Here is a 19305-nt window from a genome sequence, read left to right on the forward strand (position 1 = left end):
ACGAGGCCGAAACTAGACGAGGCCGAGGCGACCCGGGACCTTGTCAGGATCTTGGACGATGTCGTTGAGGTTCAGAAAATATTCGACGACATGGAATCGAGCCAATTCGATGTGCAGCATCGCAGCTCTCTCGCTGGGGACGATGCCAAGGCCGATCCGTACCAGGTATCGCATGCAGTGACCCAACAGATCGGCGTGGCAGTCGACCACATGCATGCCATTCATGCCCTGGTGCGCGATGCGGGCGCTCTCCACAACGGTGCGCCGTTTTCCCTCGCCCGCCCGGCCTTTACAGGCCCCCAAGTGGAGAGCAGCGTCGATTTCGGCACGCGCGACCACTTTATGACCACTGACTGAGAGCGGTGCGAAGGAAAGCGTCGCGCCTTTCGGTGACGGCAGCGGCGCCCAGGAGGCTACCGTCGTCGGCGAATCCCGCCCAACCGTCCATCACTGTCGGCGTGTTCAACGCGGCCACGGCATCCCAGTAGGGCACGCCGACTGCCTCCCGGCCCGCCTGCCGCTCCCAGCCCTCCAACACATGGGACGGCGCGTCCTGGCCGTACTGAAGGGTCATCTGCATCCGCAGGCTGCCGAGATCGACGCCCGGATTACCAGCCCCGGCTGTATTCCAGTCGATCAGCGCAACGCAACGGTCACCCTCCCACAGCATGTTGCCGCCCCAGGCGTCACCATGCACGAACACCGACGCGACTGCCGGCATCCCGTGCGACCTGACCCGCTCGTCGGCCTGCTGCAGCAAAGGTGTGGTCGGCATCAGGCCTCGCCAGCGTTCATCGGCGCGGTCGTCGACGGCGCACGGCCGGGGCCGGTATGGCAGGTGGGCCTGCGGAACCAGCCTGAAGGCGTGGACCCTGGCAAGGGCCGCTCCCGCTTCGCGGAGCCGGGCGACCGAAACCGTCGGCGAGAGACCGGCGCTGCCGGGCAGGAAGGTCTCCAGGGTGGCGACGGTTCCGCTCGCCTTCCCGTCGAGATCCGCAGCGATCAGCCGCGGCGCGGCCAGGCCATGAGTCTCGGCCAGCTGAAGCGCGCGTGCGTTCGTGATCACCCACGCGGCGGCGATCCATCCCCGGACAGGGACCTTCAAGATCACGTCCCTGGTCCGGGCCGCCGGTCCTTCGATTCCCAGGCGGAACGTGCCCGAAGGGCGGTGCTCGCCGCGGGTCAGGCCCTCGGACGAAACGACGCTCGTCCCGCCAACCGCGTCGGCCGCCCAGCGCAGAACCTGGTCATTCGGCATCTTGCCTGTGTGTGCTCTTGCCATTTCATTACTTTATTACGCAGCAGTGGCTTTCCCAACACACAGTTAGAGGCAACGGCAACCGCGATTTGGATGCTCGCACCGGCATCACGGTCAACCAGAGTCACGCGCAGGCTCTCGCTGGCCGCCAAGGACGCACGAGATGGCGACACCATGGCAAGCGAGCTAGGCGCACATGCTGCGACTCCACTGGCAGATCGACTCGCGAAGATGCAGCGGATTTCAGTCGCGGCAGGAGGTCCGCCGACGCTTCCTCCTTTCATCGTCACCGACGTCGTCAAAGAGGCTTCCAAGGTCGCCGACAATAGGTTCCTGCCCCTAGCCGCGTGGCGTAGCTGCGCGGGCTTCGCGCATGGTCGCTCATGGGCAGCGCTCGCTTTCTTGGAGAAGGAAGAATTCCCGATCCACGACCCCGAAGTGGTGCGTCTTCGGCTAACGAACACTCTTATGAAAGTGTGGTGGGTTACTAAGGCGAGCCATGTTCTTTTGACCAAGGCGGTGGAGCTTTACAAGCAACGCTGTACTAACCGATTGGATTACTGATTCGGCAGGACGCCTACGAGCACGACTCGGCCTCAATTACAGCCCGCGATGAGGGGTGGACGGCGACGGAATGCTTCCCACCCCTCAGTCGACAGTTGGAACAGATAGATTGTGTTCGTCAGCCGCACTGGCCGGGCGGGCATCCCCCTACCTCCGCCGTACAGCAATCCGGTGTCCTCGAACACCTATGCCCGGGTCTGGGCAAAGGCCAGAGCGAAGGCTCTCGGAGAGACCCAAGCCGCGACGCCGCTCGCCCAGCGGCCGTACGACCTCCGACATGCGGCAGTGTCGCTGTGGCTGAACGCTGGCGTCCCCGCGACACAGGTAGCCGAGTGGGCAGGGCACAGCGTGAACGTCCTGCTGAAGGTCTACGCGAAGTGCGTCGATGGACAAGACGAGATCGCCCGGCGGCGAGTCGAGGCGGCACTGAGGGACGCGCCGGACGAGCGGGCCGCCTAGCGTTCAAACTTCCTCACGTATTCCGCACGGACAGCCGTGGTGGCCCGGATTTGGCCGGACGTGGCCGGACAGACGAAGACAGCCCCTGACCTGCGTTTCCGCAGGTCAGGGGCTGTTTTAGCGCTTGTGGCGGGTGCAGGGTTCGAACCTGCGTAGGCATACGCCGACAGATTTACAGTCTGCTCCCTTTGGCCGCTCGGGCAACCCGCCAGGGTGCTGCCGGTTCGTGAACCGGCGTGGGAGACGATACAACAGGTAGTGGCCCTGACAGCAAATCGGAAAGGATGTGCCCATGGCTTCGGAGTCCTCCTTCGACATCGTGAACAAGGTGGACCGTCAGGAGGTGGACAACGCCGTGAACCAGGCGGCGAAGGAGATCAGCCAGCGGTTCGACTTCAAGAACGTGGATGCCGGGATCAAGTGGTCCGGTGAGGCGATCGACCTGCAGGCGAGCACCGAGGAGCGGGTGAACGCCGTACTCGACGTGTTCAAGGACAAGCTGGTCAAGCGGCAGATCTCGCTCAAGGGTCTGCAGGCGGACGACCCGAAGCTGTCCGGGAAGATCTACAAGATCAACGCCACGATCGACGCCGGCATCACCCAGGAGAACGCGAAGAAGCTGTCCAAGCTGATCCGCGACGAGGGCCCGAAGGGTGTCAAGGCCCAGATCCAGGGTGAGGAGCTGCGTGTCTCCAGCAAGAGCCGCGACGACCTGCAGGCGGTCCAGGCGCTGATCAAGGGCCAGGACCTCGACTTCGCGGTCCAGTTCGTCAACTACCGCTGATCCGCTCCAGGTGAGCTGAGGTCGTGGAGCAGGAAGTGCAGCTGGATGTCGCCGGTCTGGTCGGTCCACAGACCGACGGCGTCCAGTACGGCGGCTGACACCAGCCTGGCCTCCCTGACCAGCGCCGGATGATGGTCGAACGACTCCCACGGCAAGACCGGGAACCCGTGCAGTTCGCCGTACTGGCGCACCGTGTCCATGTCGCCGACCGCGCTGCGTGGTAGCGAGTCGTTGGCCCACGACCAGAGCCAGGTCGATTCGGTCAGGCTGACCGAGCCGATCAGGGTGAGCCGCGCGCTGCAGATCTCGGCACCTGCCCGTGACCAGGTGATGGCGGCCTGCTCGAGGTCCCAGGAGTACTGCACATCCTCGCCGAGCCGCCCGATCAGGCGCTCCTGAAGGTCCGCGGCTCGGTGATGAGCCGCCTGTACGACGGCCTCCCAGTCAGCATGTTCGTGTTCCATCCGAGCGATCGTTCCAGCCCACGAGGGCACTGCCCGGTAATCGGTCGCGGGTGGGCTGGTTGGCGGGCATGCTGGCGAGTGTGGGTGAGACGTTGATGCGGAAGTGGTTGCTGGCGGACTTCGGGCTTGAGGTGGTGGAGCTCACACCCGTGGTGCACGGCGCGGACATTGCCGCGCAGGTGTGGCGGGCGGCTACGGCGACCAACACGTACGCCGTGAAGTGGAGTGGCGCGGGTACGAACACGGGGCATCAGGTCGCGGCGTTTCTGGCCGACAGCGGGCTGCTCGGCGTACCAGAGTTGATCCGGACGTCCGAGGGCGGGCTGTGGAGTGTGCACGCGAAGAAGCGGTTGACGATCACGCCGTGGATCGACGGTCCGCGGGCGGCTGAGTCCGGGCTGACGGACGAGCAGTGGTCGGAGTACGGCGTACTGCTGCGGCGTGTGCACGACGCCGAGCCGCCAATGAAGCTGCGGGACGCGTTGCCGAAGCACAGTCACATCGATGCGCGTACGCCGGCGCTCGCGGAGGAGGTCCGTACGCGGCTCGAGAACCCAGCGGGGGAGGTCGAGGAGGAGCTCGCGGCGGTGTGGAAGCAGTACGAGCACGTGATCGAGGACCTGCTCACCAACCGGCCGCCCGCGCCGGACGGCCTGCGGGTCGTGTGCCACGGCGACCCGCATCTCGGCAACGTCCTGGTCAACGACGGGCTGCACCTGATCGACTGGGACGACGTCATCTACGCGCCCCGTGAACAAGATCTGATGTTCATGCTCGGCGGCATGGGTGAGGTCGGCCCCACGACCTCCGCGCAGCAGGACGCCTTCCTGGCCGGCTACGGCCCACACACGCTCGATCAGGATGCTGTCCACTACTACCGCCACGTCCGGGCGTACGAGGACGTGGTCGGCTGGTCCCACCAGGCCATCACCGGGCCCGACGAGGCTTACGCCCTCCAGGTCACCAGGGGCATCCTCGCTGAGGGCCTAGCAGCGCTAGCGGTTTCTCGAGAAATGCGCTGACGATGCTCCGGCCCGACTATCCGCTCCGCACCGCTCGTTTGCTGTTGCGGCCCTTCACGCTGTCGGACTTCGACGATCTGTACGCGATCCGCTCCCGCGACGACGTGACCCGCTACCTGTACGCCGAGCCGGAAAGCCCCGAGCAGGTGCGGGAGGTACTCGAGCGCAAGATCAGCGAATCCAGGCTCGACGTCGTCGGGCAGACCATCTCGCTCGCCGTGGTCTGGTCGCAGCTGGACCGGGTGATCGGCGAGGTTCACCTGCAGTGGCTGAGCGACGAACATCAGCAGGGCGAGATCGGCTTCGTGATCAATCCGGACCAGCACGGCAGCGGGTTCGCGACCGAGGCGGCCGAAGCGGTGCTGTCCCTTGGTTTCGCCGGGCTCGGCCTGCATCGGATCATCGGCCGCCTGGACTCCCGGAACGTCGGCTCGGCCCGGGTGCTGGAGAAGCTCGGGCTGCGACGCGAGGCTCATTTCCGGCATGACGAGATCTTCAAGGGCGAATGGAGCGACCAGTTCGTCTACGCGATCCTGGCCGACGAGTGGCAGGCACGCCGGTGAGGCGTCAGGCGTGGCGGAGCCAGATGTTGGGTTCGACGTAGACGCCGGTGTCGGCGTCGCGGTCGATGGCGAGGGTGGTCAGGCCTTCCGGGATCGTGTACGTGCCGGTGGACGGGAAGGGCATCTTGGTCCACTTCTCCCAGTCCTCGACGGTGCCGGTCATGGTCTGGGAAGCGGGGGCGGGCGCGAGGAGGGTCGCTCCCAGGCGGACGTGCGTGCGGAGCCACGGGTCGAGCGGGAGGCCATCCGCACGCGTCCAGGTCATGAACGTCTCGATGGGGGTCAGCGGGTAGCGCGACTTCAGCGTCGGGCGGACGGGTGCGATGACCTGGCCCAGACCGTTGGCGACGGCGCGGTCGCGGACCGCGGTGATCACCCGGCCGGCGTGGCCGCGGCCCTGTTCGTCGGACCGTACGGCGGCCGCCATCAGCACGAACGTGTTCGGTACGACGTTTTCCTCGTACGACGTCACCGAGCGCCCCAGCGAATCGGTGAACCCGCCGGGAAGATCCGCCACCGTGCCGTCCCACGCGATCGGCACACCCCAGCACCCGGCGATCAGCCGGTCCTCGGCGACGAGGTAGAACTCCCAGTCGCGGAAGTACTCGACCCGTCGCTCTCGGTACGGCTTCACGCCCTCGTCGTGGAAGATGAACTCCGGCCACTCCTCGGCGAACCGCTGCTCGGCCTCGTCGTCGTACTGCGGGCCTTGGGCGACCGGAATCAGCTCGTACATGCGCGGAACGCTAGCGGTCGTGCAACGTTTTCCGCAGCTGCATTTTCCGTGTTCCTGAAACAGTTTCTCCCGCGGTCTGCCGCACCGACCGGGGTGATGCGCCCAGCTCCCGGCGGCAGGTCTTGTTGAACGCCTGCAGGTCGGAAATCCCGACCGAAGCGGCGATTGCCGGAATCGACAGCGTCGACGAGACCAGCAGGTGCCGCGCCCGCGCCATCCGGCGCCGGCGCAGGTACGCGATGACGGTTGTCCCGGTCTCCTCCTGGAACAGGCGGGTCAGGTGGTTGTGGGAGACGCCGGCGAGGCGGGCCAGGTCGGGTACGGCGAGCGGCTGGGCGAGGTTGGCCTCGATGTACGAGACCGCGGCGGCAACCGCTGGATGACCGGCCTCGGTGGTCGGCGGCGTCAGCTCGGCGATCCGCCACAGTGCCGTCCATACCTCCGCGGCCGTGCGGGCCGAACCGGACGGAGACGACTCGATCGCGGACCTGAGCAGAGCGGACAGCAGCGGTGCGGCCGCACCGGCATCCTGTACGACGGGAACGTCCGACGGATCGCCCGCGACGACCGGGCGGAAATGCACGTAAAGGTGCTCGGAACGCCCGCGGTAGTCGAACTGCACCTGGGTCCCCGCCGGCGTCAGCGAGACGTAGCCGGGCGCCACGGAATACGTCGTACCGAGCAGCGTCAGCTCGGCCGAGTAGTTGAACAGGTGCAGCTGCCAGAGGTCCGGCAACCGGAACCGGTCCCGCAGCCCGCGGACGCCGTGGATGCCCGCGCCGGAGTTCGCCACTTCCGGCGGTTGCGCGAGATGCAACTCGACCATGGTGAAAAATTACCAGTAGTGGTGAACACAGCCAACGCGGGGAAACGCTATCTCCACCTAGCCTGGTGGAGTAGCAACCACTACCCACCATGGGAGTCTCCATGCCCCATCCGCATCGCAAGAACCTGCTCACCTCGGTACAGATGGCCCAGTTCGTGGCCACCGGCGCGCTCCGGATGGACGCCGTCGTACCGGACGACATGAACCAGCAGGCGATCGAGGTCCTGAAAGCCGGCATTCCGGGCGTTCCGTACGGCACCCCGCTGTCGGAGGCGTTCACGGACAGCGAGTTCGTCGAGCGGCTGGTGCAGCTGCCCGAGGTGGCCGGCGCGATCCACAGCCTGGTCGGCCCGGAGCCGACCGTCGACCACCACGCGGTCCATATCCGCAAGGCCCACGAGGGCGAGGCGCAGAACCTGCACGGCGACGCGATCATCGACGTCCGCACGGACGCCTTCGACGTACAGCTCATGTACTACCCGCAGGACGTGACGCTCGAGATGGGCGGCACGCTCAGCGTCCCCGGCAGCCACCTGCGCCGGACCAACGAGTCCGACACCGGCCGCTACCAGAACCTGCGCGGTCAGACCCGCCTGGTCTGCCCGGCCGGCACCGTCCAATTCCTGCACCACGGCATCTGGCACGGCGGCCGCAAGAACGACAGCGACCTCGACCGCTACATGTTCAAGATCCGGTTCAACCCGACCGTCCGCCAGGTCCGGCTCTGGAACACCGACGACCTGTACGACGAGGAGGTCGCGCGCGAGCTGGACCAGTCGTTCCCCTGGTACGAGAACGCCACCGGCCGGCTGGAGAAGTACAACCGCATCATCATGTGGCGCGCGATCAGCGGCGACGACACCTACGACCCGAACTACTGGGTCACCCGCGTCTCGAACCGGCCGCAGCGTGTCGTGACCGACCGCGCCAACAACCCGCACGCCAAGGGCAAGAAGGAGATGGTATGACCGCCACCGCAGAGAACCCCATCCAGACCGGACTGCGTCAGCAGGTGCTGGTCCTCTACCTGGCCTCCTCCGCGCTGGACGCGCGCGTGATCGGCTGGTCGACGTACGACGGCACGGGCGAGACGCACCCCACGACGGGTGACAGCGACGTACCGCCGTACGAGACCGGGCTGGACGCACTCAAGGACGGGTGGCGCCTCTTCCAGGCGTCCCAGCTGAACCCGCCGTACCCGGGTCACGAGTACGACGTGTCCTTCCTCAAGCACGAGTTCTTCTTCGAGAAGCTCGTCTAGCAGCGAGACCTAGACGGGCACTACGCACACCGGCTTCGGCCAGCTGACCGGCTCACCTTGAGCGGTCAGCTGGCCGTTGTCGATGCTGAACGTCGCGATCTGGTCGGAGCGTTCGTTCGCGGCGTACAGCGTTTCCCCGTCGTTGCCGAAGGCAAGGTGCCGGGGCCAGTCCCCGCCGGAGGAGATGGTCTGCACCAGCTCGACCGACTGCCCGTCGGCGGCGGTCTCGAACACCGCGATGGTGTTGTCGCCGCGGTTCGACCCGTACAGGAACCGGCCGTCGGCGGAGATCAGCAGCTCGGCCGGGAAGTTCTCGCCCGGCGAGTCGGCCGGCCGGGTCGAGGCGGTCTGCACGACCTGCAGCTTCCCGTCGGAGTAGCTGCAGACGGTCAGCGTCGAGTCGAGCTCGTTGATCACGTACGCCGCGTCCACCGCCGGGTGGAACACCATGTGCCGCGGGCCGGCGCCGGGGTGGATGCGCAGCTGGTCGACCTCGTGCAACACACCGTCCTCGCCCAGTGTCGACGAGTAGACCGTGTCGGAGCCGAGGTCGATGTCGAACACGTACGCTCCGGCCGGGTCGAACGCGATCTGGTGCGCGTGCGGCCCTTCCTGGCGCTCCGCGTTCGGCCCGGTGCCGGAGCGCTGCACGAAGTACGCGCGTTCGCCCAGCGAACCGTCCTCGTTCAGCGGGTGGACGGCAACGGACCCGGACGTGTAGTTCGCCGACAGCAGGAACCGGCCGGACGGGTCGATGTCCAGGTGGCACGGGTGCACGCCGCCGGTCGGCTGCTCGTTGAGCAGTTCGAGACCGCCGTCCGGCTGGATCGCGAACGCCGCCACCCGGCCGTTGTCCTCCTCGTCGGTGGAGTAGAGGAACCGCCCGTCCGCGGAAATGACCAGAAACGACGGGTCGGCGATCGTTGCCACTGTGACGATCCCGTCCAGCGGACCGAATGCGATCCCGTCCCCACCGCCGGCCTGACTGGTATAGCTCCCGACATAGATCCGCTCAGAAGTCATGGGCCATACCCTGCCAGGTCAGGAGCCGACGGGCACGCCCCTGTCCAGACCATAGAGCGCCGAGCCCCAGCCGAGGTCCGGGACGAGGAGCCGCCATCCCAACCGTCGGTACAGGCGCGGTGCCGGACGGTCGTCGGCGTACGTCGTGAGCAGAGCCCGCGGGTTCGACAGATCGCGCATCAGCTCCTGCATCAGCGCGGTCCCGATGCCCTGCCGCTGAGCGTCCGGGAGTACGGCGAGCTCGACGACCTCGAAGTGCCCGCCGATCCATTCCGCCGCGAGTTCCGGGCCGGCCGCGTCGGCGACCCGGTCCGCCCACCATTGCCCGCGGTGTCCGGTGAACCCGTACGCGAGCCCGACGACACGGCCGTCCCGATCAGCCGCCACCAACTTGAAGTCGTCGCGGGCCGAGTGCTTCGGGAGCATCTCGGTCGCGAAGTTCTCGGCGTCACCGTCATCGAACGCGGCGGCGTACACCTCGCCGAGTTCGTACGCGATCGCGAGCGCTGAATCTCGGTCGAGGACGCTGATCACCTCGCCTAGCCTAAGGCGCATGGATACCAAGGCGCTGCTGCAGCGCATCGGAATCGACGGGTACGACGGTCCGCCGCGACTGGAGGCGCTGACGCAGTTGCACGCCGCGTACGTGGACCAGGTGCCGTACGAGACCGTGCAGTATCAGCTCACGCCGGGCGGTCCACTGGAGCCGGAGGATGTGGCGAAGCGGATCATCGCGCGGGAGACCGGCGGGTACTGCTTCCAGCTGAACGGCACCTTCGCAGTGCTGCTGACCGAACTCGGGTACCACGTCCAGATGCACCGCGGCGGCGTACAGACCGTCAACCGTCCCGGCGACATCGACGGCAGCCACCTGGTGCTGACGGTCAGCGGGCTGATCGAGGATCCTGAACGCCAGTGGCTCGTCGACGCCGGCCTCGGTGATGGTCTGCGCTTCCCGATGCCGCTGGAGACCGGCGAGATGGAGCAGTATCCGTTCACCTTGCGGCTCCGCCCGTCCGAGAAGACCGACGGCTGGCGGCTCGACCACGATCCGCGCGCGAGCCTGATCGGCATGGACTTCGAGTCGGCCCCGGTCGCCCTCGACGCGTTCGCAGCCCAGCATGCAGCGCTTTCCGCCGACCCCACGTCCCCCTTCGTACGGTTGGCGTCCGCGTTCCGCCGTACGCCGGAAAGCGTTGTCGTACTGCGTTCCGTCGGCCTGAGCGAAACGTTTTCCGACCACGTCGACAGCACGCTGCTCGAGAACCCCACGGACTACTTCACCGCGCTCGCGGACGTTTTCCGGCTACCCCTCCCGCACTACTCCGCTGCCGACCGCGACACCCTGTGGCGCCGGGTCTGGGCGCAGTACGAGGAGTTCCAGGCGCGGGCTACTTCGTCGTGAAGTTGACGATGACGGTGTCGCCTTCGGCGTACGCCAGGGTGGCGATGTGCAGCGGGCCGCCCTGGTCGCTCCAACTGACCCCGGCGATGCCACCGGCCGCTCCCCCGGTGCTACCGCCGCCAGTGCGGCTGGCGCCGCTCCCGTTCCTGCTCAAGGAGATGTATCCCTTGGAGTCGGTCAGCTTGAGCGTGCCGCCCACGACCGTCGCCGTGAACTTGTCCCCTTTGAGGTTGAGAGCCGCTTTCGTGCGGATCAGCACCTCACAGACCCCGTCATCACAAGCCTTGTAGTTCTGTCCGTCCTTGGCCGCCGGCATCTGCGCGCTGGTCGGTGTGTTGGACGGAGTGCTCGCAGGGGTCTCGTCCGGTCCGCTGCAGGCGACGAGCGTCAGCAGCAGTGCCAGTCCGGCAACTCCTCGTGTGATCACGCGGAACACGCTATCTACGAGCACGCACGCCTGAGCCGGTGATGGCCGGAAACTGTCAGGTGGCGAGCGCGAACATGATGCTCGGGAGGACCGAGAGTACGGCGGCCACCGCAGTGCAGAGGGAGATCATCGTGACGGCCGGGGTCTCGATGTCCACCGAGAAGGGGTCGTCGGCGGGGAGGCGGAACAGTTCCGCGACCCAGCGCAGGTAGACGGCGAGGCCGATCATCACGTTGAGGGCCATGACGATCGCGAGCCAGCCGAGGTGTGCGTCGATGACGGCCTGGAACGCTGCAAACTTGGTGAACAGGCCCGCGAGACCCGGCGGCAGGCCGGCCAGGACCACCAGGAAGAAGATGAGTGCCGCGGCCAGTCCGGGCTCGGACCGGACCATGCCGCGGTAATCGGTCAGCAGACCACCCGGACGATGACGCTGCACGACAGCGACCGCCCCGAACGCGCCGAGCGTGACCACGACGTACGCCGCCAAGTACCCGACGACCGCCTGCGCGTCCGCGGCGGCCAACGGTGCGAGCAGGAACCCGACCTGCCCGATCGACGACCAGGCGAGCAGCCGAACCGCCTCGACCTGACGCAGCGCGGCCAGGTTTCCGACCGTCATCGTCACGGCCGCCAGAATCGCGACCGCCGTACGCAGCTGTGAACCGGTCGGCGCGATCCCCGACGTCACCAGCACGAGCAGCCCGGCGACGCCGGCGGACTTCGACACGACTGCGAGGAACGTGGTCACCTCGACCGGCGCGCCGACGTACGTGTCCGGCAGCCACGCGTGGAACGGCACCGCCGCGATCTTGAACGCGAAGCCGACGATCACGAAGAGGGCGGCCGCGAACGCCACCCGCGCGAGATCCGGATCCAGCCCGGTCAGCCGGTTCGCGATCGTGGACAGGTACAGCGACCCGGTCACGCCGTACAGGTAGGAAACCCCGAACAGCATTACGGCCGTGGACAGCACCGACACCAGGAACGCCTTCATCGCGCCCTCGGACCCGCGCCGGTCCCGCCGCAGCGCGACCATCGCGAAGCTCGGCAGCGACACCACCTCGAGTGCGATCACCAGCGTCGCCAGATCCCGCGCACCCGCGAGCACCGTCGCACCGGTCAGCGCGCTCAGCAGCAGGAAGTGGTACTCCCCGATCGGTATGTCCGCGGCCAGCAAGCGGTACGCCGACAGTCCGACGACGCCGAGCCCGCCGATCAGCAGCACCGCCCACAGCCCGGCCGTCAGCGGTTCGAAGACCAGGCTGCACTGCGCCGGCCCTTCGACCGCGGGCCGGCAGAACGCGGGCTTGAAGTCGTCCCGATGCGCCCACACGAACACGAGCCCGAACAAGATCACCACGCTGGTCAGCAGCGTGACCACAGTGTGCCGGAGCTCGGCCGAGGCACTCTTCCAGAAGCTGTCGACGAGCAGTACGGCGACCGCGCCGATCGCCAGCACCAGCGGTACCGCGATCGCCTGCCAATCGGTCCACGTCAGCGTCACAGGGCACCCCATTGCTGCAGGAGGAGCCCGGGCCAGACGCCGAGCAGCACGGTCAACGTGATCAGCGGCGCCCAGGTGACCAGCTCGATGCGGCTGAGATCGACCGCGAACGCGGCCGGCGGGTTCTCGGCCGGGTCGCCCTGGCACAGGTTGCGGACCAGCCGCAGGAAATACGCGGCAGTGAGCACAGTTCCGAGTCCGGCGATCACCATGAACACCAGGAACGTTGTCCGGGGCAACCAAGGCGCCGGGTGGTACGCGCCGAGCAGGACCAGCATCTCGCCCCAGAACCCGGCCAGTCCCGGCAGCCCGAGCGACGCGAGACAGGCGAACGTCAGCAGCGCGGCGATCCGCGGCAACCGTGCGTACAGCGCCCGCCCGATCGCGCGCAGGTCGCTGGTGTCGTGACGGTCCTTGATCGCACCGGCCAGGAAGAACAGCAGCCCGGTGATCAGCCCGTGCGCGATGTTCGCGAACAGCGCGCCGCGCAGACCGGCCGGCGACAGCGTCGAGATCCCGAGCCCGATGAACCCCATGTGCCCGACGCTCGAGTACGCGATCAGCCGCTTCACGTCGGTCTGCGCCAGGCAGGCGAGCGAGCCCGCGACGATCGCCACGGTCGAGAACGCCCCGAGGTACGGCGCGATCGTCGCCGTCGCGTCCGGCAGCACCGGCACCAGGATCCGGATCATGCCGTACGTCCCCAGCTTCAGCAGTACGCCGGCCAGCAGCACCGAGCCGACCGTCGGCGCCTTCGCGTGCGCGTCCGGCAGCCAGATGTGCAGCGGCCAGAGCGGCACCTTCACCGCCAGCCCGATCGCGATCAGCAGCGCCGCGACCAACGGGATCCCGTGACCGCCGGCGACCGGCGAACTGGTCAGCTCGACGATGTCGAGGGTGCCCGCCACCCGCTGCACCAGCAGAAATCCGAGCAGCATCAGCGCGGAACCGAACACGGTCATCAGTACGAAAGTGTTCGCGGCGCGTTTCCGTCCGGCCGGGTCGTGGTGGTCGCCCCAGATGTCGATGACCAGCCACATCGGGATCAGCACGATCTCGAAGCAGACGAAGAACAGCACCAGGTCCAGCGCGGAAAACGTTCCGATCACGCCGGTCTCGATGACCAGCAGCAGCGCGATCAGGGACCGGGTCCGGCCGATCCGCGGCGTGATCTTCAGCGAGTACAGGCAGCAGAGGAAGGTCAGCAGCGCGGTGAGCACGATCAGCGGCACCGAGATCGAGTCGACCCCTAGATGGAACCGGACCCCGAGCGACGGGATCCATGCGACGTCGATCTCGGTCGCGGGTGCGTCCTGCGGCCCGTACGCGAACCAGCCGCCGTTCTGCGGCCAGAGCAGCACCGACCCGACCAGCACGAGCCCGGAGATCACCGATCCGTACGCCGCCGCCAACCGGTCCCCGATCACCGCCGGGACCGACCACAGCGCGCCCGCGGCCAGGAGCGGCAACACGAGGATCGCCAGCAGGATCGCGTTCACGAGCCGATCACCCCCGCCAGCACGGCCAGCGCGACGACGCCGATGACGGCCGCGGTGAGATAGGTCTGCACGTTCCCGGTCTGCAGCCGCCGGAACCCCTGCGAAGCCAGCATCCCCGTCCGGCCGACCGCGCGGACGTAAGCCCCGACGACATCGCGATCCCCCGCCACGGTCAGCTTCGCCAGCCACCGCACGGGCACGACGACCAGACCGTGGTACGCCGGATCAACGCCGAACTCACGCTCCAGCAGGAGCGGCCGCGGATCTGCCCCACGCCGCCACAGCGAGTACGCCGGGAGCGCGCCGAGGAGCACGAGCGCGGTCGAGATCAGCCCGATCACCCAGTTGAGATGCACGCCGTCGGCGTACCCGAGCGCGATCGCGGCGACTGCGAGGAGAACGAGCGGCGCGAGCATCACCCAGGGCGCGTCGCGGAGCTTGGAGCTGTCGGGCTCGTCGAGATCGGCCGCCGCGTCGCCGTCCTCGAACGCACCGATGCCGCCGGCGAGCGCCGGCGTACGGAAGAAGGTCCAGAGCCACAACCGCACGCAGTAGAACGCGGTCAACGCCGCGGTCAAGCAGACCGAGATCAGCACCACCCAGCCGACGACCGACCCGTCGTGCGCCTTCTCCCAGGCCGCCTCGATCACCGTGTCCTTGGAGAAGAAGCCGGCGAACCCGGGTACGCCGGCCAACGCCGCGAGACCGACCGTCATCGTCAGGAACGTGACCTGCAGCGCTTTCCGCAACTTTCCGCGGCGCGTGTACCGACGCAGCACGACGAGGGCCGCGCTGCCGACCTGGTGCAGCAGTACGCCGGCGCAGAGGAACAGCAGGCCCTTGAACGCGGCGTGCGTGACGAGATGGAAGAGCGCCGCGTGCCGGCCGTCCGCCGTACCGAGGGACAACGCGGAGAACATGATCGCGAGCTGGCTCACCGTCGACCAGGCGAGGACCCGCTTCACCTCGACCGCCGCGGACGCGCAGAGAGCGGCGAACAGCATCGTCACGCAGGCGACGATCGCCAGCACCGTCAGCGTCGTCGTCGAGGCCGAGAAAACGTTGTACATACGGGCGATCAGGAACACGCCCGCGGCAACCATCGTGGCGGCGTGGATCAGGGCGCTGACCGGGCTCGGGCCCGGCATCGCATCCGGGAGCCAGGTCTGCAACGGGACCTGTGCCGACTTCCCGACGACCCCGACCAGGAGCAGCAGCGTCCCGGTCGTGAGCACGCCGGGGGAAATCCGAGCCGGATCGATTTCGGAAATCCGGAAAGTGTGTGCCCCGAGACCGAGCACGAAGATTCCGAACAGGAACCCGACGTCGGCGAACCGCGTCATCAGGAACGCCTTCACCGCGCCCGAGCGAGCGTCGCGGCGTTCCCAGTAGTGGCCGATCAGCAGATACGAGCAGGCGCCCATCACTTCCCAGCCGATGAGCAGGAAGAACAGGCTGTCCGAGATCACCACGGTCACCATCGCCGCGGTGAACAGAGTGACCAGAGCGTGGTACGACGCCGCGCGCTGATGCAGGTATCCGAGTGAGTAGACCTGGACGCACGTCGCGATCACGCCGACGACCGCGAGCAGCAGGACGGTCAGGTCGTCGGTGCGGACCGCGAAGCCGATGGTGAGGTCGCCGACCGGGGAGTTCAGGAACGCGTACTGGTCCGGAGTGGCGCCGTACAGGAGCGCGGCGAACAGGAGGATCAGCAGCGAGAAGCCGACGCCGGCCACCCGCCAGACGGTGGCGATCACGACGCCTCCTCGCGCTCGAGAAGGTCGCGGGCCGCATCGGCGTCGACGTGGCCGTGACCGCGGAACAGCAGCAGGACGATCGCCAGGCCGAGTCCGATCTCCGCCGCGGCCAAAGTGATCACGAAGATCGCGAGCGTCTGCCCGGTGGCTTCGTCCACCCGCCACGCGTCGAAGGCGACCAGGTTCAGGTTCACGGCGTTCAGCATCAGCTCGAACGCCATCAGCATCGTGATCGCGTTCCGGCGCGCGAGAACGCCGTACACGCCGATGCAGAACAGGACGACGGCCAGCAGCAGCGGGAGAACCAACGGCATCCGTCAGTCCTCCTTTTCCCGCTGTGCCGAGTCGCTCCGCTGGGACAGGGAGATCGCGCCGATCAGCGCCGCCAGCAGGAGGACCGAGAGGACCTCGAACGGGAGCACCCAGTTCTTGAACACCTGGGTCCCGACGGCCTGCGCCGATCCGTCCGTCACCGGCTTGATCTTCTCGTTGCCGAAAGCAAGCACCACGCCGGCGCCGAGGATCAGCGCGAGCACCGCGGCGACGGCGGCCGCGAACGGGCTGCGGCGGGTGGTGAGCTCGGGCAGCGGATTCGTCGGCGCCTTGGTGAGCATGAGCGCGAACAGGACGAGGACGACGATCGCGCCGACGTACACCAGGATCTGGACGAGCGCGACGAACTCGGCCTGCAGCGCGCCGAAGCAGCCGGCGACCGCGCCGAGCGCGAGCACCAGCCAGAGCGCGGCGTGCACGATCCGGCGGGACACCACGACGACCACGGCGGCAACCACCGCCACCGCGCCGGCGACGGAGAAGAGAGCAGTGGTCACGCTTCGTCCTCGGAGGCCTCGGATGCCGCCGGACCAGGATCGGATGCCGCCGGGCCGGGGTCGATGGGCTGCGGCGCCGGGACCGTCCACATCCAGTCGCGGAGCCGGTCCTTCTCGTGGGTCAGGTTGCGGATGTCGGTCTCGGCGTACTCGAACTCGGGCGACCAGAACAGCGCGTCGAACGGGCAGGCCTCGATGCAGATCCCGCAGTACATGCAGAGGCTGAAGTCGATCGCGAACCGGTCCAGCACGTTCCGGCTGCGCTCCCGGGCCTGCTCACCGACCGACGGCGCGGTCTCGGTGTGCGAGTCGATGTAGATGCACCAGCTCGGGCACTCGCGGGCGCACAGCATGCAGGAGGTGCAGTTCTCCTCCATCAGCGCGATCACGCCGCGGCTGCGCGGCGGCAACTCCGGCTGGACGTCCGGATACTGCTCGGTGACGGAACGACGGGCCAGGGTCCTCGCGGTGACCTTCAACCCCTCGACCAGGCCCTTGCCAGGCAGTCCCACGCTCCACCTCCCGTCTCTTAGCAGGACATTAGCCGATCTGGTGCCTCACGAGCCGCGTTCGAGCAAGTCGCGTTCGAGGCGGGCCGCGACCTGGCGGTACCGGCTGACCGGTATCAGGTGAACGCCCTCGAAGGCCCCGGAGTCACGGATCTTCAGGATCTGCTCGCAGGCGTGGTCCACGCCGGCGTCCCGGTCCCGCTCCACGGCCTCGATCAGCTCGGCCGGGATCTTGAGCTGGGGCAGCTTGGCGAGGTTGTGGCCATCTGCGCGGAGGCGAGCACCATCACCCCGGCGTACACCGGGATGTCGAGCTCGACCGACTCGCGCCAGCGGAGCAGTTCGTCGAGGTCGTAGCTGACCTGGACATACAGGAAGTCGGCCTCGGCCTTCCACGTCGGCACCTTCGACAGCCGGGTGGCCGCGCCGACCTGGAACGGGTCACAACCCGGGTACGTCGTTTCGCGGGTCTGCTCGATCATCCGCCGTACCGTCAACTGACTCGTGCGGGCGCCCTCCGCCGGGTCGTCCCCGTGCACGAACAGAAAACGTTCTACGCCGTACGCCGCCGCGGTCAGCAGGTCGCGCCGGAAACCGAGCAGATTCCGGTCCCGCGAATTGAGGCACGCGATTCCGCGCGCACCCATCAACTGCACTTCGTTGGCCACCGCAACACTCGAAACGGTCGCCCGCCCGATGTGGTTGTCCGGGATCAGGAACCCGTCCGCGATCGGACTCATCACCCCGATCTGATGCCGCACCTTCTTCAGATCCGGCCGCGTCGGCGGCTCCACCTCACAGATCAGCTCGAACACCCTCCGGACCCTACAGAAGACCGGCAGTCCGGACCGGGCTATCTCATCCGCGTTCGGAGGAAGTCCTGCTCGGCCTGGTTCGGGGTTCGGTCCAGTGCGGACTGGTAGGCGGCCTGGGCTTCGGAGGTGCGGTTCAGGCGCGTCAGCAGGTCGGCTCGGATGGCGTGGAAGAGGTAGTAGGTGTCGAGCGGCAGGGCGTCGACGAGGGCGAGAGCGGCGGCGGGGCCTTCGACTTCGGCTACGGCGACGGCTCGGTTGAGGGCAACTACCGGCGTGGGATCCAGCGTGAGGAGGTGGTTGTAGAGCTGGAGGATCTGGCGCCAGTCGGTGGCATCGGGGGTTGCGGCGTCGGCGTGGACGGCGTTGATGGCGGCCTGGAGCTGGTACGGGCCGGGACGGTTGCGGCGCAGGCAGCGGCGGACGAGCGCTTGGCCTTCGTCGATGAGCTCGCGGTCCCACAGGGCACGGTTCTGGTCGCTGAGGCGGACGAGCGTGCCGTCGGGCGCGACACGGGCCGGGCGACGGGAGTGCTGGAGGAGCATCAGCGCGAGCAGGCCGACGGCTTCGGGTTCGTCAGGCATCAACTCGACCAACAACCGGCCTAGCCGGAGAGCCTCGGCGGCGAGTTCGTCGCGGACCAGGGTTTCGCCGGACGAGGCGGCGTACCCCTCGTTGAAGATCAGGTAGACGACGGCGAGTACGCCGCGGACGCGCTCGGGGAGATCCGCCTCGTACGGAACGCGGTACGGAATGCCTGCGGTGCGGATCTTGGCCTTGGCGCGGACCAGGCGTTGCGCCATCGTCGGCTCCGGAACCAGGAAAGCGTGTGCGATCTCGGCCGTGGTGAGGCCGCCGAGCATGCGCAGCGTCAGCGCGACGCGGACGTTCAGCGCGAGCGCCGGGTGGCAGCAGGTGAAGATCAGCCGCAAACGATCGTCGTGCACGGCCCCCACCTCCTCTGGCTCGGCCTCCGCCTGCAGCAGTGCCGCCTGCGCGTGCTTGTCCGCCCGCGCGGCCTCGCGGCGCAGACGGTCGATCGCGCGGTTCCGTGCGGTCGTGATGATCCATCCGGCCGGGCTCGGCGGTACACCGTTTTCCGGCCATTTCTGCACCGCCGCGGCGAACGCGTCCTGGACGGCGTCCTCGGCGATCTCCAGGTCGCCGAAGACACGCGTCAGCACAGCGACCGCCCGCCCGTGCTCGGCCCGGAAGATCGCGGTGAGGTCAGGTGTCACGACTGCGAGGGCCTGACCTCGATGGGCAGGCGGAGGATCTTGGTGAGCCGGCGAGCCCAGTGCAGTGCGGCGTCGAGATCGTCGACTCTGATGATGGTGAACCCGCCGAGGTGCTCCTTGCCTTCGGTGAACGGACCGTCCGTCACCAGGACGTCGTCGCCCTGCGCCTTCAGCACGGTGGCTGTCTCCGGCGGGTGCATGCCGGCGGAGAACACCCAGACGCCCGCCTCCTGCATCTCGGCGTTCAGGGCCTCGAGTTCTCGCATCATCGGATCCAGGATCTCCGGCTCGGGAGCCGGACCATCGGGCTGGTAGATGCTGAGCATGTATTGGTTCATGGTTTGCCTCCTTGTCGCCC

General features: G+C 67.7%; 24 protein-coding genes, 1 tRNA gene and 1 pseudogene. 8 read left to right on the forward strand and 18 right to left on the reverse strand.

What is annotated here, in order from left to right:
* Positions 1 to 51 precede the first annotated feature (51 nt).
* Positions 52 to 357: a hypothetical protein gene (locus ACLJOO_RS06420; protein ID WP_410785873.1), complete on the forward strand. Its 306-nt coding sequence runs from the start codon at positions 52 to 54 to the stop codon at positions 355 to 357.
* Here the strand turns inward: ACLJOO_RS06420 and ACLJOO_RS06425 are convergent.
* Positions 341 to 1258, reverse strand: a complete 918-nt coding sequence (locus ACLJOO_RS06425; RefSeq protein WP_166679805.1) for an aminoglycoside phosphotransferase family protein — start codon at positions 1256 to 1258, stop codon at positions 341 to 343. The two genes, ACLJOO_RS06420 and ACLJOO_RS06425, sit on opposite strands and share 17 nt — an antisense overlap.
* A 735-nt stretch (positions 1259 to 1993) precedes the next feature.
* On the opposite strand from ACLJOO_RS06425, the gene ACLJOO_RS06430 reads away from it, so the two are divergent.
* Positions 1994 to 2281 (forward strand): hypothetical protein, encoded by a 288-nt coding sequence (locus ACLJOO_RS06430; RefSeq protein ID WP_410785874.1) that lies wholly within the window; start codon positions 1994 to 1996, stop codon positions 2279 to 2281.
* A gap of 127 nt (positions 2282 to 2408) precedes the next feature.
* Here the strand turns inward: ACLJOO_RS06430 and ACLJOO_RS06435 are convergent.
* Positions 2409 to 2491, reverse strand: a tRNA-Tyr gene (locus ACLJOO_RS06435).
* Positions 2492 to 2573: 82 nt separating this feature from the next.
* On the opposite strand from ACLJOO_RS06435, the gene ACLJOO_RS06440 reads away from it, so the two are divergent.
* Entirely contained in the window at positions 2574 to 3065 is a 492-nt protein-coding gene (locus ACLJOO_RS06440) for a YajQ family cyclic di-GMP-binding protein (RefSeq protein WP_131286545.1), read from the forward strand.
* On the opposite strand, the gene ACLJOO_RS06445 is transcribed toward ACLJOO_RS06440, so the two are convergent.
* The gene (locus ACLJOO_RS06445) at positions 3056 to 3529 is read right to left on the reverse strand and encodes a DUF6882 domain-containing protein (RefSeq protein WP_410785875.1); all 474 of its coding nucleotides are present in this window, start codon (positions 3527 to 3529) and stop codon (positions 3056 to 3058) included. The genes ACLJOO_RS06440 and ACLJOO_RS06445 overlap by 10 nt on opposite strands.
* Positions 3530 to 3609: 80 nt before the next feature.
* Here ACLJOO_RS06445 and ACLJOO_RS06450 point away from each other — a divergent pair, with 80 nt between their 5' ends.
* Positions 3610 to 4551 carry a phosphotransferase enzyme family protein gene (locus tag ACLJOO_RS06450; RefSeq protein ID WP_410785876.1) on the forward strand — a complete coding sequence of 314 codons (942 nt, stop codon included), beginning with the start codon at positions 3610 to 3612 and terminating at the stop codon, positions 4549 to 4551.
* A gap of 2 nt (positions 4552 to 4553) precedes the next feature.
* Entirely contained in the window at positions 4554 to 5114 is a 561-nt protein-coding gene (locus tag ACLJOO_RS06455) for a GNAT family N-acetyltransferase (RefSeq protein ID WP_410785877.1), read from the forward strand.
* Between the two features lie 4 nt (positions 5115 to 5118).
* On the opposite strand, the gene ACLJOO_RS06460 is transcribed toward ACLJOO_RS06455, so the two are convergent.
* Both ACLJOO_RS06460 and ACLJOO_RS06465 read right to left on the reverse strand, forming a co-directional pair.
* Positions 5119 to 5850, reverse strand: a complete 732-nt coding sequence (locus tag ACLJOO_RS06460; protein WP_410785878.1) for a hypothetical protein — start codon at positions 5848 to 5850, stop codon at positions 5119 to 5121.
* A gap of 10 nt (positions 5851 to 5860) precedes the next feature.
* The gene (locus ACLJOO_RS06465) at positions 5861 to 6676 is read right to left on the reverse strand and encodes a helix-turn-helix domain-containing protein (protein ID WP_410785879.1); all 816 of its coding nucleotides are present in this window, start codon (positions 6674 to 6676) and stop codon (positions 5861 to 5863) included.
* A 101-nt stretch (positions 6677 to 6777) separates the two neighbouring features.
* On the opposite strand from ACLJOO_RS06465, the gene ACLJOO_RS06470 reads away from it, so the two are divergent.
* Both ACLJOO_RS06470 and ACLJOO_RS06475 read left to right on the forward strand, forming a co-directional pair.
* Positions 6778 to 7644: a phytanoyl-CoA dioxygenase family protein gene (locus ACLJOO_RS06470; RefSeq protein ID WP_410785880.1), complete on the forward strand. Its 867-nt coding sequence runs from the start codon at positions 6778 to 6780 to the stop codon at positions 7642 to 7644.
* The gene (locus tag ACLJOO_RS06475) at positions 7641 to 7937 is read left to right on the forward strand and encodes a hypothetical protein (protein ID WP_410785881.1); all 297 of its coding nucleotides are present in this window, start codon (positions 7641 to 7643) and stop codon (positions 7935 to 7937) included. The genes ACLJOO_RS06470 and ACLJOO_RS06475 overlap by 4 nt, the downstream gene beginning before the upstream one ends.
* A 9-nt stretch (positions 7938 to 7946) precedes the next feature.
* Here the strand turns inward: ACLJOO_RS06475 and ACLJOO_RS06480 are convergent, their stop codons facing one another.
* Complete coding sequence (locus ACLJOO_RS06480; protein WP_410785882.1) at positions 7947 to 8960, reverse strand: lactonase family protein; 1014 nt, start codon at positions 8958 to 8960, stop codon at positions 7947 to 7949.
* 18 nt (positions 8961 to 8978) lie between these two features.
* Positions 8979 to 9494: a GNAT family N-acetyltransferase gene (locus tag ACLJOO_RS06485; protein ID WP_410785883.1), complete on the reverse strand. Its 516-nt coding sequence runs from the start codon at positions 9492 to 9494 to the stop codon at positions 8979 to 8981.
* A gap of 19 nt (positions 9495 to 9513) precedes the next feature.
* Between ACLJOO_RS06485 and ACLJOO_RS06490 the strand changes: the two genes are divergently transcribed.
* Complete coding sequence (locus ACLJOO_RS06490; protein ID WP_410785884.1) at positions 9514 to 10365, forward strand: arylamine N-acetyltransferase family protein; 852 nt, start codon at positions 9514 to 9516, stop codon at positions 10363 to 10365.
* On the opposite strand, the gene ACLJOO_RS06495 is transcribed toward ACLJOO_RS06490, so the two are convergent.
* The 11 genes and pseudogenes from ACLJOO_RS06495 to ACLJOO_RS06545 all read right to left on the reverse strand — a co-directional run bounded on the left by ACLJOO_RS06495 (position 10352) and on the right by ACLJOO_RS06545 (position 19285).
* Positions 10352 to 10792 carry a hypothetical protein gene (locus tag ACLJOO_RS06495; protein ID WP_410785885.1) on the reverse strand — a complete coding sequence of 147 codons (441 nt, stop codon included), beginning with the start codon at positions 10790 to 10792 and terminating at the stop codon, positions 10352 to 10354. The genes ACLJOO_RS06490 and ACLJOO_RS06495 overlap by 14 nt on opposite strands.
* 55 nt (positions 10793 to 10847) lie before the next feature.
* Positions 10848 to 12299: an NADH-quinone oxidoreductase subunit N gene (locus ACLJOO_RS06500; RefSeq protein WP_410785886.1), complete on the reverse strand. Its 1452-nt coding sequence runs from the start codon at positions 12297 to 12299 to the stop codon at positions 10848 to 10850.
* On the reverse strand, positions 12296 to 13798 hold the full coding sequence (locus ACLJOO_RS06505; protein ID WP_410785887.1) for a complex I subunit 4 family protein: 1503 nt from the start codon (positions 13796 to 13798) through the stop codon (positions 12296 to 12298). Before ACLJOO_RS06505 ends, ACLJOO_RS06500 begins: the two co-directional genes overlap by 4 nt.
* Positions 13795 to 15558: an NADH-quinone oxidoreductase subunit L gene (locus ACLJOO_RS06510; RefSeq protein ID WP_410785888.1), complete on the reverse strand. Its 1764-nt coding sequence runs from the start codon at positions 15556 to 15558 to the stop codon at positions 13795 to 13797. Before ACLJOO_RS06510 ends, ACLJOO_RS06505 begins: the two co-directional genes overlap by 4 nt.
* Positions 15555 to 15872: an NADH-quinone oxidoreductase subunit NuoK gene (nuoK, locus tag ACLJOO_RS06515; protein WP_410785889.1), complete on the reverse strand. Its 318-nt coding sequence runs from the start codon at positions 15870 to 15872 to the stop codon at positions 15555 to 15557. Before nuoK ends, ACLJOO_RS06510 begins: the two co-directional genes overlap by 4 nt.
* Before the next feature lie 3 nt (positions 15873 to 15875).
* Complete coding sequence (locus ACLJOO_RS06520; RefSeq protein WP_410785890.1) at positions 15876 to 16388, reverse strand: NADH-quinone oxidoreductase subunit J; 513 nt, start codon at positions 16386 to 16388, stop codon at positions 15876 to 15878.
* Positions 16389 to 16549: 161 nt separating this feature from the next.
* A pseudogene (locus tag ACLJOO_RS06525) lies at positions 16550 to 16765 on the reverse strand (4Fe-4S binding protein); the annotation flags it as partial.
* 180 nt (positions 16766 to 16945) lie between these two features.
* Complete coding sequence (locus ACLJOO_RS06530) at positions 16946 to 17104, reverse strand: hypothetical protein (RefSeq protein WP_410785891.1); 159 nt, start codon at positions 17102 to 17104, stop codon at positions 16946 to 16948.
* An 8-nt stretch (positions 17105 to 17112) separates the two neighbouring features.
* Entirely contained in the window at positions 17113 to 17712 is a 600-nt protein-coding gene (locus tag ACLJOO_RS06535) for a methylenetetrahydrofolate reductase (protein ID WP_410785892.1), read from the reverse strand.
* Positions 17713 to 17750: 38 nt separating this feature from the next.
* Positions 17751 to 18947 carry an RNA polymerase sigma factor gene (locus ACLJOO_RS06540; RefSeq protein ID WP_410785893.1) on the reverse strand — a complete coding sequence of 399 codons (1197 nt, stop codon included), beginning with the start codon at positions 18945 to 18947 and terminating at the stop codon, positions 17751 to 17753.
* Positions 18944 to 19285, reverse strand: a complete 342-nt coding sequence (locus ACLJOO_RS06545) for a YciI family protein (protein WP_410785894.1) — start codon at positions 19283 to 19285, stop codon at positions 18944 to 18946. The genes ACLJOO_RS06540 and ACLJOO_RS06545 overlap by 4 nt, the downstream gene beginning before the upstream one ends.
* Positions 19286 to 19305: the final 20 nt, after the last annotated feature.

Source organism: Kribbella sp. C-35 (assembly GCF_046549195.1).
Lineage (GTDB): Bacteria > Actinomycetota > Actinomycetes > Propionibacteriales > Kribbellaceae > Kribbella.

Bases quoted from the DNA above. Each gene is read 5' to 3' on its own strand.
- ACLJOO_RS06425 (WP_166679805.1), bottom strand. From the start codon at position 1,258: ATGCCGAATGACCAGGTTCTGCGCTGGGCGGCCGACGCGGTTGGCGGG.
- ACLJOO_RS06465 (WP_410785879.1), bottom strand. From the start codon at position 6,676: ATGGTCGAGTTGCATCTCGCGCAACCGCCGGAAGTGGCGAACTCCGGC.
- ACLJOO_RS06480 (WP_410785882.1), bottom strand. From the start codon at position 8,960: ATGACTTCTGAGCGGATCTATGTCGGGAGCTATACCAGTCAGGCCGGC.
- ACLJOO_RS06470 (WP_410785880.1), top strand. From the start codon at position 6,778: ATGCCCCATCCGCATCGCAAGAACCTGCTCACCTCGGTACAGATGGCC.
- ACLJOO_RS06545 (WP_410785894.1), bottom strand. From the start codon at position 19,285: ATGAACCAATACATGCTCAGCATCTACCAGCCCGATGGTCCGGCTCCC.
- ACLJOO_RS06475 (WP_410785881.1), top strand. From the start codon at position 7,641: ATGACCGCCACCGCAGAGAACCCCATCCAGACCGGACTGCGTCAGCAG.
- ACLJOO_RS06445 (WP_410785875.1), bottom strand. From the start codon at position 3,529: ATGGAACACGAACATGCTGACTGGGAGGCCGTCGTACAGGCGGCTCAT.
- nuoK (WP_410785889.1), bottom strand. From the start codon at position 15,872: ATGCCGTTGGTTCTCCCGCTGCTGCTGGCCGTCGTCCTGTTCTGCATC.
- ACLJOO_RS06440 (WP_131286545.1), top strand. From the start codon at position 2,574: ATGGCTTCGGAGTCCTCCTTCGACATCGTGAACAAGGTGGACCGTCAG.
- ACLJOO_RS06490 (WP_410785884.1), top strand. From the start codon at position 9,514: ATGGATACCAAGGCGCTGCTGCAGCGCATCGGAATCGACGGGTACGAC.
- ACLJOO_RS06455 (WP_410785877.1), top strand. From the start codon at position 4,554: ATGCTCCGGCCCGACTATCCGCTCCGCACCGCTCGTTTGCTGTTGCGG.
- ACLJOO_RS06460 (WP_410785878.1), bottom strand. From the start codon at position 5,850: ATGTACGAGCTGATTCCGGTCGCCCAAGGCCCGCAGTACGACGACGAG.